Annotated in this window: 14 protein-coding genes and 1 riboswitch; of the genes, 6 read left to right on the top strand and 8 right to left on the bottom strand. The window is 70.8% G+C overall.

Going from position 1 to position 16,637, the window contains the following annotated elements; all coding sequences use genetic code 11:
- Window positions 1–128: 128 nt before the first annotated feature.
- From metE to aceA, 4 genes are all read right to left on the bottom strand, one after another.
- A complete protein-coding gene (gene metE / locus ACZ5XZ_RS02230) occupies window positions 129–2,447 on the bottom strand; it encodes a 5-methyltetrahydropteroyltriglutamate--homocysteine S-methyltransferase (protein ID WP_468973688.1) in 2,319 nt (772 codons plus the stop codon).
- A 165-nt stretch (window positions 2,448–2,612) separates the two neighbouring features.
- Window positions 2,613–2,834, bottom strand: a riboswitch (cobalamin riboswitch).
- Between the two features lie 191 nt (window positions 2,835–3,025).
- The gene (locus tag ACZ5XZ_RS02235) at window positions 3,026–3,895 is read right to left on the bottom strand and encodes a 3-hydroxybutyryl-CoA dehydrogenase (protein WP_468973690.1); all 870 of its coding nucleotides are present in this window, start codon (window positions 3,893–3,895) and stop codon (window positions 3,026–3,028) included.
- Window positions 3,892–5,490 carry a malate synthase A gene (gene aceB / locus ACZ5XZ_RS02240; RefSeq protein ID WP_468973692.1) on the bottom strand — a complete coding sequence of 533 codons (1,599 nt, stop codon included), beginning with the start codon at window positions 5,488–5,490 and terminating at the stop codon, window positions 3,892–3,894. The genes ACZ5XZ_RS02235 and aceB overlap by 4 nt, the downstream gene beginning before the upstream one ends.
- A 117-nt stretch (window positions 5,491–5,607) precedes the next feature.
- Window positions 5,608–6,891, bottom strand: coding sequence for an isocitrate lyase (gene aceA / locus ACZ5XZ_RS02245; RefSeq protein ID WP_468973694.1), 1,284 nt, complete (start codon window positions 6,889–6,891; stop codon window positions 5,608–5,610).
- A gap of 519 nt (window positions 6,892–7,410) precedes the next feature.
- On the opposite strand from aceA, the gene ACZ5XZ_RS02250 reads away from it, so the two are divergent.
- Window positions 7,411–7,968, top strand: a complete 558-nt coding sequence (locus tag ACZ5XZ_RS02250) for a DinB family protein (protein ID WP_468973696.1) — start codon at window positions 7,411–7,413, stop codon at window positions 7,966–7,968.
- A 136-nt stretch (window positions 7,969–8,104) separates the two neighbouring features.
- On the opposite strand, the gene ACZ5XZ_RS02255 is transcribed toward ACZ5XZ_RS02250, so the two are convergent.
- Window positions 8,105–8,638, bottom strand: a complete 534-nt coding sequence (locus ACZ5XZ_RS02255) for a nucleoside-triphosphatase (protein WP_468973698.1) — start codon at window positions 8,636–8,638, stop codon at window positions 8,105–8,107.
- Window positions 8,639–8,760: 122 nt separating this feature from the next.
- On the opposite strand from ACZ5XZ_RS02255, the gene ACZ5XZ_RS02260 reads away from it, so the two are divergent.
- The 3 genes from ACZ5XZ_RS02260 to ACZ5XZ_RS02270 all read left to right on the top strand — a co-directional run bounded on the left by ACZ5XZ_RS02260 (window position 8,761) and on the right by ACZ5XZ_RS02270 (window position 12,378).
- Window positions 8,761–9,213, top strand: a complete 453-nt coding sequence (locus tag ACZ5XZ_RS02260; protein ID WP_468973700.1) for a YbhB/YbcL family Raf kinase inhibitor-like protein — start codon at window positions 8,761–8,763, stop codon at window positions 9,211–9,213.
- Window positions 9,214–9,273: 60 nt separating this feature from the next.
- Window positions 9,274–9,573, top strand: a complete 300-nt coding sequence (locus ACZ5XZ_RS02265) for a hypothetical protein (protein ID WP_468973702.1) — start codon at window positions 9,274–9,276, stop codon at window positions 9,571–9,573.
- Window positions 9,574–9,990: 417 nt separating this feature from the next.
- Entirely contained in the window at window positions 9,991–12,378 is a 2,388-nt protein-coding gene (locus ACZ5XZ_RS02270) for a hypothetical protein (protein WP_468973704.1), read from the top strand.
- Window positions 12,379–12,534: 156 nt separating this feature from the next.
- On the opposite strand, the gene ACZ5XZ_RS02275 is transcribed toward ACZ5XZ_RS02270, so the two are convergent.
- Window positions 12,535–12,861 carry a hypothetical protein gene (locus ACZ5XZ_RS02275; protein WP_468973706.1) on the bottom strand — a complete coding sequence of 109 codons (327 nt, stop codon included), beginning with the start codon at window positions 12,859–12,861 and terminating at the stop codon, window positions 12,535–12,537.
- Between the two features lie 325 nt (window positions 12,862–13,186).
- On the opposite strand from ACZ5XZ_RS02275, the gene glpK reads away from it, so the two are divergent.
- Entirely contained in the window at window positions 13,187–14,710 is a 1,524-nt protein-coding gene (gene glpK / locus ACZ5XZ_RS02280; RefSeq protein ID WP_468973708.1) for a glycerol kinase GlpK, read from the top strand.
- A 159-nt stretch (window positions 14,711–14,869) separates the two neighbouring features.
- Here glpK and ACZ5XZ_RS02285 read toward each other — a convergent pair whose 3' ends face one another.
- Window positions 14,870–15,490, bottom strand: coding sequence for an ElyC/SanA/YdcF family protein (locus ACZ5XZ_RS02285; RefSeq protein WP_468973710.1), 621 nt, complete (start codon window positions 15,488–15,490; stop codon window positions 14,870–14,872).
- Between the two features lie 137 nt (window positions 15,491–15,627).
- Here ACZ5XZ_RS02285 and ACZ5XZ_RS02290 point away from each other — a divergent pair, with 137 nt between their 5' ends.
- The gene (locus ACZ5XZ_RS02290; RefSeq protein ID WP_468973712.1) at window positions 15,628–15,855 is read left to right on the top strand and encodes a hypothetical protein; all 228 of its coding nucleotides are present in this window, start codon (window positions 15,628–15,630) and stop codon (window positions 15,853–15,855) included.
- Between the two features lie 66 nt (window positions 15,856–15,921).
- On the opposite strand, the gene ACZ5XZ_RS02295 is transcribed toward ACZ5XZ_RS02290, so the two are convergent.
- Window positions 15,922–16,590: a TetR/AcrR family transcriptional regulator gene (locus tag ACZ5XZ_RS02295; RefSeq protein ID WP_468973714.1), complete on the bottom strand. Its 669-nt coding sequence runs from the start codon at window positions 16,588–16,590 to the stop codon at window positions 15,922–15,924.
- Between the last annotated feature and the right edge of the window lie 47 nt (window positions 16,591–16,637).

The following is a 16,637-nucleotide window of genomic DNA, read 5'->3' on the forward strand; positions in this document are numbered from 1 at the left end:
GGGATCGGCGCCCGATCGGTTGCGGGCGTCGGGGCATCGCAGTTCCCCGTACTCGGCCGAGGACTGCTCCTCGGCGTCGGCGTCGGGGCCGGGGCACCCGTGGCCCCGGCCCCTCGGGAGCCGTCCGGTCAGGACGCGGGCAGCTCGCCGCGCACGGTGCGGGCCGCCGCCACCAGGTTCTCCAGGGAAGCCCGGGTCTCGGCCCAGCCCCGGGTCTTCAGACCGCAGTCGGGGTTCACCCACAGCCGCTCGGCGGGGATGGCCTCCAGGCCGGTGCGCAGCAGTTCGGCCGCCTCCTGCGGACTCGGCACGCGCGGCGAGTGGATGTCGTACACGCCGGGCCCGGCCTCGCGCGGATAGCCGTGGGCGGCCAGTTCGCGGGCGACCTGCATGTGGGAGCGGGCGGCCTCCAGGCTGATGACGTCGGCGTCGAGGTCGTCGATGGCCTGGACGATGTCGCCGAACTCGGCGTAGCACATGTGGGTGTGGATCTGGGTGTCCGGGCGGACGCCGCTGGTGGTGATCCGGAACGCCTCCGTGGCCCAGGCCAGATAGGCGGGGCGGTCTGCGGTGCGCAGCGGCAGGGTCTCGCGCAGCGCCGGCTCGTCCACCTGGATGACGGACGTGCCGGCCGCCTCCAGGTCGCCCACCTCGTCGCGCAGGGCCAGGGCGACCTGGCGGGCGGTGTCGCCCAGGGGCTGGTCGTCGCGGACGAAGGACCAGGCGAGCATGGTGACCGGGCCGGTCAGCATGCCCTTGACCGGGCGGTCGGTGAGGGACTGCGCGTAGGCCGTCCAGCGCACCGTCATCGGCTCGGGGCGGGAGATGTCGCCGGCCAGGATCGGCGGGCGGACGTAGCGGGTGCCGTAGGACTGGACCCAGCCGTGCTGCGTGGCGAGGTAGCCGGTGAGCTGCTCGGCGAAGTACTGGACCATGTCGTTGCGTTCGGCCTCACCGTGGACGAGGACGTCCAGACCGGCCTTCTCCTGGAAGGCGAGCACCTCCTGGATCTCGGCCCTGATCCGCTCCTCGTACCCGGCCGGGTCGATCCGGCCCGCGCGCAGGTCGGCCCGTGCGGTGCGCAGTTCGCCGGTCTGCGGGAAGGAGCCGATGGTCGTGGTCGGCAGCAGCGGCAGGCGGAGGTGGGCGCGTTGGGCCGTGGTCCGTTCGGCGTAGGGCTGCGAGCGGCGGGCGTCGCTCCCGGTGATCGCGCCGGTGCGGGCGCGGACGGCCGGGTCGTGGGTGATGGGGGAGTTGGCCCGGGAAGCCAGGGCGGCCCGGTTCGCGGCCAGTTGGGCGGTGATGGCGCCGGTGCCGCGGGTCAGGCCCTTGGCGAGGGTGACGATCTCGGCCGTCTTCTGCCGGGCGAACGCGAGCCAGCGCAGGACCTGCGGTTCGATGTCCCGCTCGGCCGCCGTGTCGAGGGGGACGTGCAGCAGTGAGCAGGAGGCCGACACGTCGACCCGGTCGGCCAGGCCGAGGAGGGTGCCGAGCGTGGCGAGGGACTTCTCCAGGTCGTTGGCCCAGATGTTGCGGCCGTTGACGACGCCGGCGACCAGTCGCTTGCCCGGCAGTCCGCCGACGGCCGCGAGGGCCTCCAGGTTGGCGGCGGCGGCCTCGGTGAAGTCCAGCGCGAGCCCCTCGACCGGAGCCTTGGCCAGCACGGGCAGGGCGTCGCCCAGGCGGTCGAAGTAGGAGGCGACGAGCAGCTGGGGGCGGTCGGTGAGGGCGCCGAGTTCGCGGTAGGCGCGGGCGGCGGTGTTGAGCTCGGCCGGTGTGCGGTCCTGGACGAGGGCGGGCTCGTCCAGCTGCACCCACTGGGCGCCGGCGGCGCGCAGGTCGGCGAGGACCTCGGCGTACACGGGCAGCAGGCGGTCCAGGAGGGTCAGCGGGTCGAAGCCGGCGGCCACGCCGGGCGCGGGCTTGGCCAGCAGCAGATAGGTGACGGGACCGACCAGGACCGGCCGGGCCGTCAGACCCAGTGCCAGGGCCTCCGTCAGCTCGGCCACCTGCTTGCCGGAGTCGGCGGTGAACGTCGTGTCAGGGCCCAACTCGGGCACCAGATAGTGGTAGTTGGTGTCGAACCACTTGGTCATCTCCAGTGGCGCGACATCCTGCGTGCCACGCGCCATCGCGAAGTAGCCGTCGAGTGGATCGGCCGCGACGGCGGCCCGGTGGCGGTCGGGGATCGCGCCGACCATGACGGTGGTGTCCAGGACGTGGTCGTAGTACGAGAAGTCGCCGGTCGGGACCTCGTCGAGGCCGGCCCCGGCCAGCTGCTGCCAGGTGGTGCGGCGCAGTTCGGCGGCGGTGGCGCGGAGGGCGTCGGCGGTGACGCGGCCCTTCCAGTAGCCCTCGATCGACTTCTTCAGTTCCCGGTCCGGGCCCTGGCGCGGATAGCCGTACACGGTGGCGTGTGCTGCCGCGGCTGCGGACTTGGTGTTCACGGAGATCTCCTTCGCGAGACGAATCCCTGAGATCCCGGCGACGGGACGAAGGCGCGAAGGGGTGGCGAACCGTGCGGGACGACCTCGCGCGACATGGCGCGGTCATCCGCCTGGTAGGTACGCCGACCCGCCCTCGAGGTCACCGGGATATCCGGATGCGAGTCGTTCGCACCCGGGCAGATGGCAGGTCTTCGGACTCGCGGGCACGTCCTCACGGGGGAGGACACCTAATGGCCGTCGCTTCCCAGGCCCTCTCGTCGGACCCAGTGCGTATGACGGCGGTCGTTCCCGCTCACCGCTGCGGGGCAGTCCCGGATTCCCACCGGGTTCCCTCTTGCGACGCATCCCGCCTGGCGGACGGGGCGAACCAGCTGCACTGGTCAGCCTAAGGGCCGTCCGGTGACGCGGGACGTCCAGGTCCCTCATTCGGAAGGTGAGGTGAGACACGCGGTCGACAGGTGTGAAGCGCAACGAGGGCGGGAAACGCCGCACATGCGTTTCCCGCCCTCTTGTGAGCAGCCGCCGGATCCCTCACCGGCGGCGCGTCCGGGCCCCTCAGCCCGGCCGGACCAGACCCCTCAGTTCTGGTCGTACTGGTGGAACCCCCGGCCGGTCTTGCGGCCCAGCAGCCCCGCCTCGACCATCCGCTGGAGCAGCGGGGGAGGGGCGTAGAGGGGTTCCTTGAACTCGTCGTAGAGCGACTCGGCGATCGAGGCGACGGTGTCCAGCCCGATCAGGTCCGCGAGTCTGAGCGGCCCCATGGGGTGGGCACAGCCCAGCTCCATGCCGGTGTCGATGTCCGCTGCGGTGGCGAAGCCCGACTCCGCCATGCGGATCGCCGCGAGCAGATAGGGGACGAGCAGCGCGTTGACGACGAAGCCGGCCCGGTCCTGGGAGCGGACGACCGTCTTGCCCAGGACACCGGTGGCGAAGTCCGCCACGAGGGTGACCGTTTCCGGGGCCGTGTGCAGGGAGGTCACGATCTCCACCAGCGGCAGCACCGGAACGGGGTTGAAGAAGTGCAGTCCCACGACCCGGTCGGCGCGGCCGGTCGCCATGCCCAGGCGCATGACGGGGAGGGAGGAGGTGTTGGTCGCCAGCACCGCCCCGGGATCCTCGACGATCTTGTCGAGGGCGGCGAACACCTCCGTCTTGGCGTCGGCGTTCTCGACCACGGCCTCGATGACCAGCTGACGGTCGGCCAGGTCCGCCAGGCTGCCGGTGAAGAGCAGGCGGGCGAGGGCCTGCCGGGCCGCGGCCGGCTCCAGCTTCCCCCGCTGGACGGCGCGGTCCAGCGAGGCGGCCACCCGCTCCCGCGCGGCGCGGGCGGCCGTGGCGTCGGCCTCACAGACCACGGTGTCGAGACCGGCCCGCGCACACACCTCGGCGATGCCCGCGCCCATCTGGCCGCCGCCGACCACCCCGACGCGCTGGATGCCCGCGCTCATGACCGGCTCTCCGCGTTCCGCACGAGGTGGCGGGAGTAGGCGTCCGGGGTGAAGAAGCTCGGCAACTCCCGGGCCAGCGCGTTGCGTTCGAACAGGTCCCGCACCGCGTCGAGGGCCGCCCACGGGTACTCGGCGCCGAGCGCGGCGAGCTCCTCGTCGAGCAGCCGCAGGACCGTCTCGCGGTCGACGACCCGGTGGCGCAGCCACTGCCAGATCTGCACGCGGGCGATCTCGGCGGTGGCGGCGTCCTCCATCAGGCCGTACAGGGCGACCGCCCCCTGGCCGCGCAGCCAGGCGGCGAAGTAGCGCAGGGCGACGGCGACGTTGGCACGTACCCCCTCCGCCGTGGGCGGACCGCTGATCCGGCGCACCGAGAGCAGGTCCGCGGCGCTCACCGCCACGTCGTCGCGGGTACGGTCGATCTGGTGCGGCCGGTCGCCGAGAACGCCGTCGAACACCTCGCGGCACAGGGGGACGAGGCCGGGGTGGGCCACCCAGGAGCCGTCGAAGCCGGCCTCGGCCTCGCGCTCCTTGTCCAGCCGGACCTTGGCCAGCGCCGCCTCGTTGGCTGCCGGGTCCCTGCTCGGCACCTGCGCCGCCATGCCGCCGATCGCAGGGGCGCCTCGCTTGTGGCAGGTGCGCACCAGCAGTTCGGTGTACGCCCGCAGGAAGGGGGCGGTCATGGTCACCTTCGCCCGGTCCGGCAGCAGGAAGCCGGTACGGTGCCCCAAGGTCTTGATCAGGCTGAACAGGTAGTCCCAGCGGCCGGCGTTGAGGCCGGAGCTGTGCTCGCGCAGCTCGTGGAGGATCTCCTCCATCTCGAAGGCGGCGGTGATCGTCTCGATGAGCACGGTGGCGCGGATCGTGCCGCGGGGGATGCCGAGCAGCTCCTGGGCGAGGACGAACACGTCGTTCCACAGCCGGGCCTCGTAGCGGTTCTCCAGCTTCGGCAGGTAGAAGTACGGGCCGCGGCCGGCGTCGATCTGGCGCTGCGCGCAGTGGAAGAAGTACAGGCCGAAGTCGACGAGCGCGGCGGGCACCGGTCCGCCGGCGAACTCCAGGTGCCCCTCGTCGAGATGCCAGCCGCGCGGCCGGACGACGATGGTGGCGAGCCGGTCGCGGTCGGCGAGCCGGTACTCCTTGCCGTCGGCACTGGTGAAGTCGATGCGCCGCTCGATGGCGTCGAGCAGGTTCAACTGGCCGCCGATGACGTTGTCCCAGGTGGGGGCGGTGGCGTCCTCGAAGTCGGCCATCCACACCCGGGCGCCGGAGTGGAGCGCGTTGACCGTCATGCGCCGGTCCGGCGGGCCGGTGATCTCGACGCGGCGGTCGGTCAGGCCCGGAGCCGGCGCGGCGACCCGCCACGACGGGTCGGCGCGCACGGCGGAGGTGACCAGCGGGAAGTCGAGCGGGGAACCGCCGGCCAGGCGCAGGGCCTGGCGACGGCGCTCCTTCAGCAGGTCCTGCCGGCGCTCGCCGAAGGCGGTGGCCAGGTGCCCGAGGAAGTCCAGGGCGGCGGGGGTGAGGATCTCGTCGTGACGGTCGCCCGGGCCGGCGAGGACGCGGACGCGGTGGGTGAGGGCGCTGGTGGTCATCGGGTTCTCCTGCGGGAGGGAGCGGAGCGGGGGTCGGACGGGGACGGTCGTACGACCCCCGCTCGGCCGGGGACGGACCGGACGGCCACCCCGGACGGGGCGGCCCGAGGCGGTGTCCTAGTGGAACTGCTCCTCCTCCGTGGAGCCGCTCAGAGCCGTGGTGGACGAGGCGGGGTTGACGGCGGTGGAGACCAGGTCGAAGTAGCCGGTGCCGACCTCGCGCTGATGCTTGACCGCCGTGAAGCCGTGCGCCTGCGCGGCGAACTCCCGCTCCTGCAGATCGACGTACGCGGTCATGCCGTGCTCGGCGTAGCCGCGCGCCAGGTCGAACATGCCGTGGTTGAGGGAGTGGAAGCCGGCCAGGGTGATGAACTGGAAGCGGTAGCCCATCGCGCCCAGCTCCCGCTGGAACTTGGCGATCTGGTCGTCGTCGAGAGCGGCCTTCCAGTTGAACGACGGCGAGCAGTTGTAGGCCAGCATCTGGTCCGGGTGCTCGGCGTGGATCGCCTCGGCGAACTCGCGGGCCTGCGCCAGGTCCGGAGTGCCGGTCTCGACCCAGATGAGGTCGGCGTACGGGGCGTAGGCCAGGCCACGGGCGATGACCGGCGCCATGCCGTTGCGGACCCGGTAGAAGCCCTCCGCCGTGCGCTCGCCGGTGACGAACTCCGCGTCGCGCTCGTCGACGTCGCTGGTCAGCAGATTGGCCGCCAGGGCGTCCGTGCGGGCGACGACGAGGGTCGGCACGTCGGCGATGTCGGCCGCGAGCCGGGCCGCGTTGAGGGTCCGGATGTGCTGAGAGGTCGGCACCAGCACCTTCCCGCCGAGGTGGCCGCACTTCTTCTCGGAGGCGAGCTGGTCCTCGTAGTGGATGCCGGCCGCACCGGCCGCGATCATCGCCTTGGTCAGCTCGAAGGCGTTGAGCGGGCCGCCGAATCCGGCCTCCGCGTCGGCGACGATCGGCGCGAGCCAGTCCGTCGTGTCGCCCGCGCCCTCGGCGGTGGCGATCTGGTCGGCGCGCAGCAGCGCGTTGTTGATCCGACGGACCACCTGGGGAACGGAGTTGGCCGGGTACAGGCTCTGGTCGGGGTAGGTGTGCCCGGCCTGGTTGGCGTCGGCGGCGACCTGCCAGCCGGACAGGTAGATGGCCTGGAGGCCCGCCTTGACCTGCTGGACGGCCTGACCGCCGGTCAGCGCGCCGAGCGCGTGGATGTAGTCCCGCTCGTGCAGCTGCCGCCACAGCCGTTCGGCGCCGCGCCGGGCCAGGGTGTGCTCCTCGCGCACGCTGCCGGACAGCCGGATCACGTCGTCGGCGCTGTAGGTGCGCTCGATGCCCTGCCACCGGGGGTCGGTGGCCCAGCGCCGCGCGAGTTCCTCGGCCGCCTGCGTCCTCGCCTCTGCCATGACTGTCACCGTCTCCTCGGTATGTCTCGACTGCCAATCTCCCATCTACGCAAAGGGAGATGGCACTGTGTGTCCTACGAGTGGGGCGCGGCCCGCCGTCATGCCGTGGGGCGGAGGTGAGCAACGCTGCCGGTACGCGACCCCGCCGTCGCCGGGATCTCCGACGTCAGGGCAGCAATCGCGCCCCGGATCCGAGCGGTGGTCGCCGGTGTCCGGCGGGCCGCAGTCATGACTCTGACACTGGCACTGAGTGCCATCAATCGTGGACGCCTGCCAACTTCTGCGAATCTTCCCTCCACCATTTGCCAATCTTGCGAAGGGTGTACGCAGAATCCGCCGCATGGCCGGACGGCGCTGCTGTCCCTGCCGGCCGAGTTGCCGGTGGCCAGGTACGACCTGTGGCCCGGGTACGGACTGCTGCGCCAATGTAGGTCTCCATCTGACCTACATGCTCACTAGCTTGGTCTTGCGACACGGAATCAGGACCATCACAGGACCACGCACGACAAGGCGGAGATCATGACTGTCAATGAGCCGACCACCCACACTTCGGCCCCCGCGTCGGCAGCCACCGGCGAGCGCGCAGACTTGTTGGCGATGCTGTCCAAGCAGCGGCACATGCTGCGATTCACCACCCGTGACCTCACCGATGAGCAGGTGGGGCTGCGTACCACCGCCAGTGAGCTGTGCCTGGGCGGCCTGATCAAGCATGTCACCTCGGTGGAGCGGAACTGGGGCGACTTCATCCTGGACGGCCCGACCGCGATGGGCGACTTCACCGCCATGACCGAGGCCGACTGGGCTCGTCGGGCCGACGAGTTTCGGATGCTGCCGGGTGAGACGTTGGCGGGTGTGCTGGACGGCTACGCCGAAGTGGCGCGCCGGACCGACGAGCTGGTCGCCACCCTGCCCGATCTGGACGCCACCCAGCCGCTGCCCAAGGCGCCGTGGTTCGAGCCCGACGAGCGCTGGTCGGCCCGCCGGGTGCTGATGCACGTCATCTCCGAGACCGCCCAGCACTCCGGCCACGCCGACATCATCCGCGAGTGCCTGGACGGAGCCAAGAGCATGGGCTGACCGCACGCGGCGGACGGTCGTCAGGGGGAAGGGGGAAGGGGGAAGGGGGAAGGGGGAAGGGGGAAGGGGGAAGGGGGAAGGGGGAAGGGGGAAGGAGGAGGCTACGGCTGTGCGCAGGTGCGGTCGGTGACGGTCGTCACGGCCGCTCCAGCCGGTCCGCCAGATCCACGGGGAGGGCGTCCCGGTTCGCCCGGGTCACCTGGACGAGTTCGATGTCGGCGCGCTGCTTGAGTGCGTCGGTGAACGGGTCGTTCTTCGCATGGACCGTGGCGACGATGTCGACGTCGGACTCGAACAGGCGACGGACGGTGTCCTGGAAATCGGTGTACGCCAGCTCCATACTCCCGAGCTCGTCGATCAGCACCAGCTCCCCGGGAACCGGATTCGCCGCCGCCGACCTCAGCGGAGGCAGCGCGAGCCGCTCCATGACGCCCAGGTCCACGCCGTACCGGCCCACCCGCGGTGGCCCCGGGAAGTCGACATGGGCGAGCACGGCTCGCAGACCGCCCTGCAGCGCTTCCAGCGCGAAACCGGACCGGGTGGAGCCCTGCCGGATCTCCTCCGTCGTGAAGCCGACGACCCTGCGGGCGCGCAGGAGCGCGGCCAACCGTCGGACAACGGTCGTCTTGCCCGCTCCGGGACGTCCCTCCAGCAGGATTCTCGTCGGCATCCGGTGCTCCCTGTCGGTCCGTCTTACGGTTCCCGGCTCCAACGGGCGGCGTACTCCGCCAATCGGGGGTTCTGCGGGCCTGGGCCGGTCCCGACCGGGCCGCTTCGGGTATAGCCGCGCGCATGACGGGAATTGAGCTGACGAGCGGCGCGTTCGCCGACCATGAAGAGATCCCTCGACGCCACACGGGGGAGGGCGATGACGTGTCGCCCTCGCTGACCTGGTCGGCGGTGCCTGACGGTACATCGGAGCTGGTCCTGCTCTGCGAGGATCCCGATGCCCCGGGTGGGTCGTTCCTGCACTGGCTGGTCACCGGTATCGACCCGCGGAGTTCCGGTGTGGCGGCAGGGGAGTCGCCCCCCGGTGGTCAGGAGTGGCCCAATGGATTCGGCCGGGTGGGATGGGGCGGCCCGATGCCTCCGCCGGGGCACGGGAGGCATCGCTACTTCTTCCGCCTGTGGGCCGTGTCGGAGCCGCTTCCCCTGCACGGAAAGCCGACCGTCGACGCGGTGCATCGCGCCGTGAAGGGGCGGGAGTTGGCCAGCGGCGTCGTGATGGGCACATACCAACGCTGACCGTTTGGGCACATACCAACGCTGACCGTTGTCGTAGCCGCTCGCGGGGAGATTGACGCCATGAACGTTCTGAAGATCGCGTTGGAGGAAGGCTTCAGCGGGCAGCACGTCACGGTCTCGGTGGACGGCACGGTCGTGCTGGACGAGACCGATGTACGTACCCGGCTGCAGATCGGCCTGGCCCGGTCCGTGGAGGTCGAGGTGCCGGACGGAGGACACTCGGTCGAGGTCCGGGTCGAGGGAAGTCCGCCGCTGAGGACCGAGGTCGACGCGCCCGTCACCAAGTCGGTACGGATCAGCCTCACCGCCGAGGGCAGCCCCGTCGCCGTCACCAGCCGTGACCGCCCCCGCTACCTGTGAGGATCGCTTCCTTACCGCTGCCGGGCCCTCGGATGAGGATCGATCACGGAGGAAGGACGACGACGGGCGAAGGACGACGACGGAGGAAGGACCACGACGGACGAAGGACGATGACGGACCTGGCCGGTTGCAGCGGGCACCCGTCGGGCTTTCACTGGCAGTAGAGGCGGTCGGAACGTCGCGACGGCCTCCCCGTAGGGCCTGGGCTCCCTGTGCGGATCTCCGGCCACAGGACCAAGACCGACTGACGCCGGACGCCGACGGTTCGGCCCCGTGCCGCGGCGACGCCCGGCCACACCACCTTCATCCGCCAGGGCGCGATGTGCCCGGCAGGCCGGCTCACCGGGTGTCCCGTCGCTGGGACCATTCCCGCCCTGCCCCACCACGGCCCGGCCACGCCCGGGTCCAGGAGGCGGCATGACCACGCAAGAATCCGGCTCGCGGAGCGAGTTCGACACACTCGTCCGTGCCGTAGTGGACGAAATCGCACACCGTACCGTCGGTGACGTCGGCATCAGGCCCCAAGTGGGCCAGGACGCCGAACAGGCCCGCGCCCAGGGCCAGCGCAGCGGCGTCTATCGCCGCACCGAGCAGCCGATTTCCCATCTGTTGGAACGGGGCGGTGCCCAGGCCATGCCAATGCCGGGTACGGGCCTATCCGGTGAGGCACAGTCGGCCGCCGCGCCCATGGCAGCACCCACGGCCGTGCCGGAGTCCGGCCCGACCGCCGAGCAGTGGACGACGGCGGGTCAGACACCGGCCGAGACCGTCGGGTCCAGGGCCGCCGCAGGCTCGTTCGAGGAACTGCGCGTGGACGTGGACGGGCCGGCGCCCACCATGACCGTGTCCGGTACCGTCTGGCGGCTTCCCACCGGCGGGTCCACCTGGCTCGCCGAAGTCGTCAGGCAGGCGGACGGCTCCCTCGTCGGCCCCATCAGCTACCGGGACGGCAACGCTTCGCTGCGCCCCGGCACCAGCGTCCGGGTGCAGCTCACCGGCCAGCCACCGCTCCAGCCGTTCGGCGCCGTGGTGACCTTCATGAAGCCGGGCGTGCCGGACGAGGTGGTCGGCTACACCCAGGCGACCCCGCACTTCCGCGAGGTCGGCATCGAGTACGACCGGGTCGAGGACGCCGTGCAGATCGACGCCTACTCGCTGCACGACCATCCGGTGCGGCCGCAGGACCTCCCCGACATCACGCTCACCGTGGAGGACGCGTTCACCCGCCAGGGCATTCAGGTCACCCGCAACGGCGGCAGCAACGTGATTCCGCTGTCGGCCGCCGTCAACGGCCGCTGGTCCGACATCGAGATGCACGACGCCATGCAGCAGCACTGGTCCCAATGGCGACCCGGCCCCACCGGTGAGGGCATCGCCCAGTGGCAGGTGTGGACGCTCTTCGCCGGGCTGCACGACGAGGGGAAGGACCTCGGCGGCATCATGTTCGACGACATCGGCGCCGCCCAGCGGCAAGGCTGCGCGATCTTCTCCAAATCCTTCATCTCCGATCGCCCGCCGAACGACCCCGCGCCCGAGGCCTACGTCCGCAGGATGGGCTTCTGGACCGCCGTGCACGAGATCGGCCACTGCTTCAACCTCGCCCACGCATGGCAGAAGTCCCTGCGCACCCCCTGGATGCCGCTGACCGACGAGCCCCAGGGGCGCAGTTTCATGAACTACCCGTTCCTGGTGACCGGCGGACCGCAGGCGTTCTTCTCGGACTTCCGCTATTTCTTCTCCGAGGACGAACTGCGCTTCCTGCGGCACGCCCCGGAGCGGTTCGTGGAGCAGGGCAACATCCCGTGGTTCGACCACCACGGATTCGAACAGGCACGGCGCAGCGGGGCCGACGGGGCGCTTCAACTCACCCTGCGGGTCAACCGCGCCGCCGACCGGCAAGGGGCGTACCGCTTCGCCATGCTGGAGCCGGTGATCGGTGAGCTGAAGCTGACCAACACCTCCACCGTCCCGAAGATGGTGGACCGCAACACGCTGGTGGGCGACAACCTCAGCGTCTTCGTCCGGCGTGAGGACGGCACCGAAGCCAGCGTCCTCCAGCCGTATCTGCGCTACTGCAAGCAGCCCGCGCCCGTGATGATGCAGCCCGGGGAGTCGCTGTACGAGCAGGTGGTGCTGTCCTTCGGCGTCGGCGGCTGGAAGATCGCGGAGCCGGGCGCGTACCAGGTCTACGCGGCACTGCGCACCGCCCCCGAGAACGCTTCGGCCGCCGTGTCCGCCGGCCCGACCGGCCAGGTCCTGGCCGCCCCGCTCCCCATCCGGGTGGAGCGCCCGGCCAGCCGCGAACAGGAGCGGCTCGCGGACGACGTCTGCACCGACACCGTCGGACGCGTCCTGGCGCTGGGCGGCAGCCGGGTGATGGACGACGCCAACGACGTACTGCGCGAGGTGACCGACCGGATCCCCGACGAACTGGTGGCCAAACACGCCGCCGCATGCCTGAGCACGGCCGCCACCATCCCGGGCAAGGTCATGACCGACGGCGGCGCGCGGCGCATCGAGGCGCGGGGAACGGACGCGGACGCCGGTATGCAGATGGCCCGGCACGCGTACGAGGACCTCGACACCGCGGCCGAGACCTTCGGCCATATCCGGCTGACCCGGAACGTCGAGGCCATCGCCGTCGCGCTGGACGAACAGGACAGGCGTGAGCCTGCCACCCAGCTGCTCGGCCGACTCGCCCAGACCCTGCAGGACCGCCAGGTCAAACCACGGATCGTGGAGCGGGTGCAGCAGCTGGAACAACGGATCGCCGGCAGCAACGGCCCGGGTAGCGGGCGGACCTGACCGAGGACGGACGACGCCCCGCACAGGCACGGAACGGAAGCCCAGCGGAGAGTGGTTTCCGCAGCCCCTGTGCGGGCGTCGCCGGCCTGTGGCGCCGCCACGCCACCACAGACAGGCCCCTAGGGAGTGTCCGCCCTAGGGACCATCGGACAGGCCCTAGCCGTCCTCCCGTCCGGGAAGTGCCGCCCCCTGGAGAAACGCCCGGTAGGCGTCCGCGGCGTCATCCTCCACGGTCGGCCCGTCCGGTCCGTACCGTGTGTCGCTCCGGTCGCGTTTCGGTCCGGATATCCAGAAATCCTCATGGGTTTCGACGTCGTAGAAGTTCGCGTCGGACAGTCCGAGACCCGTGCCGCGCCGCAGGGTCCGCCCTTGGAAGTAGGCCGTCTTCCAGGTCTTGGAGAAGTCCACCCACCCGATCCACGAGGGCCCGCGGTCGGTGCCGTAGCCCGTCTTGAGCTGCACGAACATGATTCTGCGAGGCATCGTCCCAGCTTGGCCGATCGTGCCACTCCGGCAAACCGATTTTTCGGAATCGATCCCATGATTACGGCCTTCCAGACCTGAGGGGGCGCCGAGGTTACCGGCGGGCAACCCCTTGACGTCATGCGCGGGCCCGACAAGACTGCCGGCCACCGGTCGACATTGTCGAACAGTGGACGGTAATCGGGGCAGCGCCGCCCCGATCGGGCCATGGCCGGGCGGTCGACGAGTTGGAGCAGCGTTTCCCCGCACCAGCCGGCCGTTTGCCTGCATGCACAGCGCGCCCCGCCGTCCCCCGCACCGTATTGAGCCGCTCCAGGAGCACACTGTGACCGACGCGCACACCGCCGGCCCGTTCATCGCCGCGATCGATCAGGGCACCACCTCCAGTCGCTGCATCGTCTTCGACCGGGACGGCCGGATCGTCTCCGTCGACCAGAAGGAGCACGAGCAGATCTTCCCCAGGCCGGGCTGGGTGGAGCACGACGCCGGCGAGATCTGGGCCAACGTCCAAGAGGTGGTCACCGGCGCCCTCGACAAGGCCGGGATCACCCGCGCCGGCCTCAGAGCGATCGGCATCACCAACCAGCGCGAGACCACCGTCCTTTGGGACAGGAACACCGGTGAGCCGGTCCACAACGCCCTCGTCTGGCAGGACACCCGCACCGACGCGCTCTGCAAGGAACTCGGCCGCAACGTCGGCCAGGACCGCTTCCGCCGGGAGACCGGTCTGCCGCTGGCGTCGTACTTCGCCGGCCCGAAGATCCGCTGGCTCCTGGACAACGTCGAGGGCCTGCGCGAGCGTGCCGAAGCCGGCGACATCCTCTTCGGGACCATGGACTCCTGGCTCATCTGGAACCTCACCGGCGGCCCGGCCGGCGGCGTCCACGTCACCGACGTCACCAACGCCTCGCGCACCCTGCTCATGAATCTGCGCACCATGGAGTGGGACGCGAGCATCCTCGCCTCCATGGGGATCCCGGCCGCCGTCCTCCCGGAGATCCGCTCCTCCTCCGAGGTGTACGGCATCGCCGGCGGACTCCTGTACGGCGTGCCGGTCGCCGCCGCAATCGGCGATCAACAGGCGGCGCTCTTCGGCCAGACCTGCTTCGCCGAGGGCGAGGCCAAGTCGACATACGGCACGGGCACCTTCCTGCTGATGAACACCGGCCACCAGCCCGTCAACTCACACAGCGGGCTGCTGACGACGGTCGGCTACCGGATCGGCGGACAGGCACCGGTCTACGCCCTGGAGGGCTCCATCGCGGTCACCGGTTCGCTGGTGCAGTGGATGCGCGACCAGATGGGGCTCATCAACAGCGCGGCCGAGATCGAGACCCTCGCCGGCACGGTCGAGGACAACGGCGGCGCCTACTTCGTCCCGGCCTTCTCCGGCCTGTTCGCCCCCTACTGGCGCTCGGACGCCCGCGGCATGATCGCGGGCCTGACCCGTTACGTCACCAAGGCGCACATCGCCCGCGCCGTACTGGAGGCCACCGCCTGGCAGACCCGCGAGATCGTCGACGCGATGCACAAGGACTCCGGCGTTGGCCTGACCGCACTGAAGGTCGACGGCGGCATGACCTCCAACAACCTGCTGATGCAGACGATCTGCGATGTCCTGGACGCGCCTGTGGTCCGCCCGATGCTCTCGGAGACCACGTGTCTCGGCGCCGCCTACGCCGCCGGCCTGGCCGTCGGCTTCTGGCCCGACACCGAAGCGCTGCGCGCCAATTGGCGCCGCGCCGCCGAGTGGACCCCCCGAATGGACACTGCCGAACGCGACCGCGAGTACAAGCGCTGGCTCAAGGCGGTCGAGCGGACCACGGGCTGGATCGACGAGGAGCACTGAGGACGCCATGAGCACCCGCCCCCAAGGGTCCCCGACCTGCCGGCGCGGAAGGACTGAGGCGATGAAGGGGCGCGTATGGGGAGTGCGCACGACCTGGCGCACGGTCGGCGGCAGCGCCAAGGGTGACTTGGCCGCCCGGGCGGGCGTCGTAGCAGCCGGCTAGCGCGAGAGCTTCCGTTCGTCGGCTTTGAGACCGCGGAGCGTCCAGAGTCCGTACAGGGCCAGCAGCGGTTTGAGGACCGCCCACTCGCCGGGGCGGTAGTCGTCCGCGGGCACGAGTCTCTCGGCGAGATCGGGGCGCTGCCGGCGCAGGTACGCGCGGGCCTTGAGTCCGTGAGCCGGCTGGGAGGCGATCTTGATGCGATCCGCGCCTTCGAGCAGTGGAATCACCTTCGCGATGTTCTCCCACGTCGTCCTGCTCTGGTCTTCGATGAGCACGCGCCCGTCGAACCTCAGCACAGACTTCGCGTAGTCGGCCATCAACCGGGCTTCGGCAGGGCCGCCCCCCGCCGCACCTCCGCTGAAGATCACCTGGGTGTCATGCGCACTGTCGGAGGCAACGGAACGTAGCCCGGCGCGGACTCGCCACCGGTTGACGATGTTGATCGGCGGACGCGGATTTCGGTAGCCCAGCACAACGACGGCCCCTGAACCCACGGCCCCTGAACCGCCGTCACGGCCTTTCCCGACCAGTGTTCGCGACCATCGCCAGTTCAACCACTCGCCCCAGACCAGGGCGGCAACTGCCCCTCCTGCCGCTGTCACCCACGCTGATCGCATACGGCGAGCCTAGGGCCTGTCCGATGGGGAGGGCACCGGTCGCGCTGCGGACGGCTCAACCTGCGGGGATCGCGAACTCCTGAGAACTCCGCACGAAATGATCTTCAAGGTGGTTGGATCGCGCACTACAAGCAGCGGTGGCTCGTGCGTCGAAGTACGCACCGCCGCCGCCGAGACGGCCGGGGAGACACAGACAGGGCGTCGAGCGTTCGCTGGCTGACGAGGGGCGCTCTCTTCACCAGCTCGCGGGCGACCACGAGCCACCGAACGGAATCAACGAGCGCATCCGCACCACCTGGTTCGACGCGGCCAACTCCGAGGCCCTGACCAAGGCGCTCGACGCGCTCCTCGCCGGCCTCACATAGCCGCGTCGGCGGACGCGGGCGCCGGGCCACCCGCGGCCGCCGCCGCGACGGCGGGGCCTGGCCGCCCTATCCCTGTGACGGCGGGTCCTGGCCGTCGCTCTCCCGGGCCGGATGCTGCGCGAGGGCGGTCCAGGAGCGCAGGAGCAGGTCGAAGGCGTCGACGACGACGTCGTCCTGGATGCCGTCGGGGGTCAGCAGGCGCTGGATGAGCAGGCCGTCCTCCAGGGCGTGGACGATCAGGGCCAGGAACGCGGGGTCGGCGGGCGAGGCGACGCCGCGGGAGGCGAACGCCTGCTCCAGACCGGTGGTGTGGGCGTCGCGGGCGAGGAGTTCGCGTGCGCCGAGCAGTGGGCGCAGTTCGTCGTTCCGCAGCGCGTACAGGACGAGTTCCATGCGCAGCGCGAGCCATTGGGGCAGGTGCTGGGCTCGGTCGCGGTTCCAGGCCCGGAGTCTGTCGAGGGCGTCGGCGCCGGAGGCGGCGCCCTGGGTGAGGGAGCGGACTTCCTCGAGTTCGCGGCGGGTGCGGTCGTGGAGCAGCTCGGCGACGAGGGCGTTCTTGTCCTCGAAATTCCCGTAGAAGGCGCCGCGGGTGTAGCCGGCGCGCTCGGCGATCTGCTCGACGGAGGTGCCGTTGACGCCGCGTTCGGTGAACAGCTCGGCGGCGGCGGCCAGCAGGCGGTGTCGGGTCTGCTGTCGGCTCTCTTCGCGGGTCAGGCGCTTGCGTTCAGATGTCACGGCGGCATCCTACGGTTCACCCGTACCCGGATATTCATTTCTGTATC

The sequence above is a fragment of the Streptomyces sp. NPDC033270 genome (assembly GCF_055576575.1).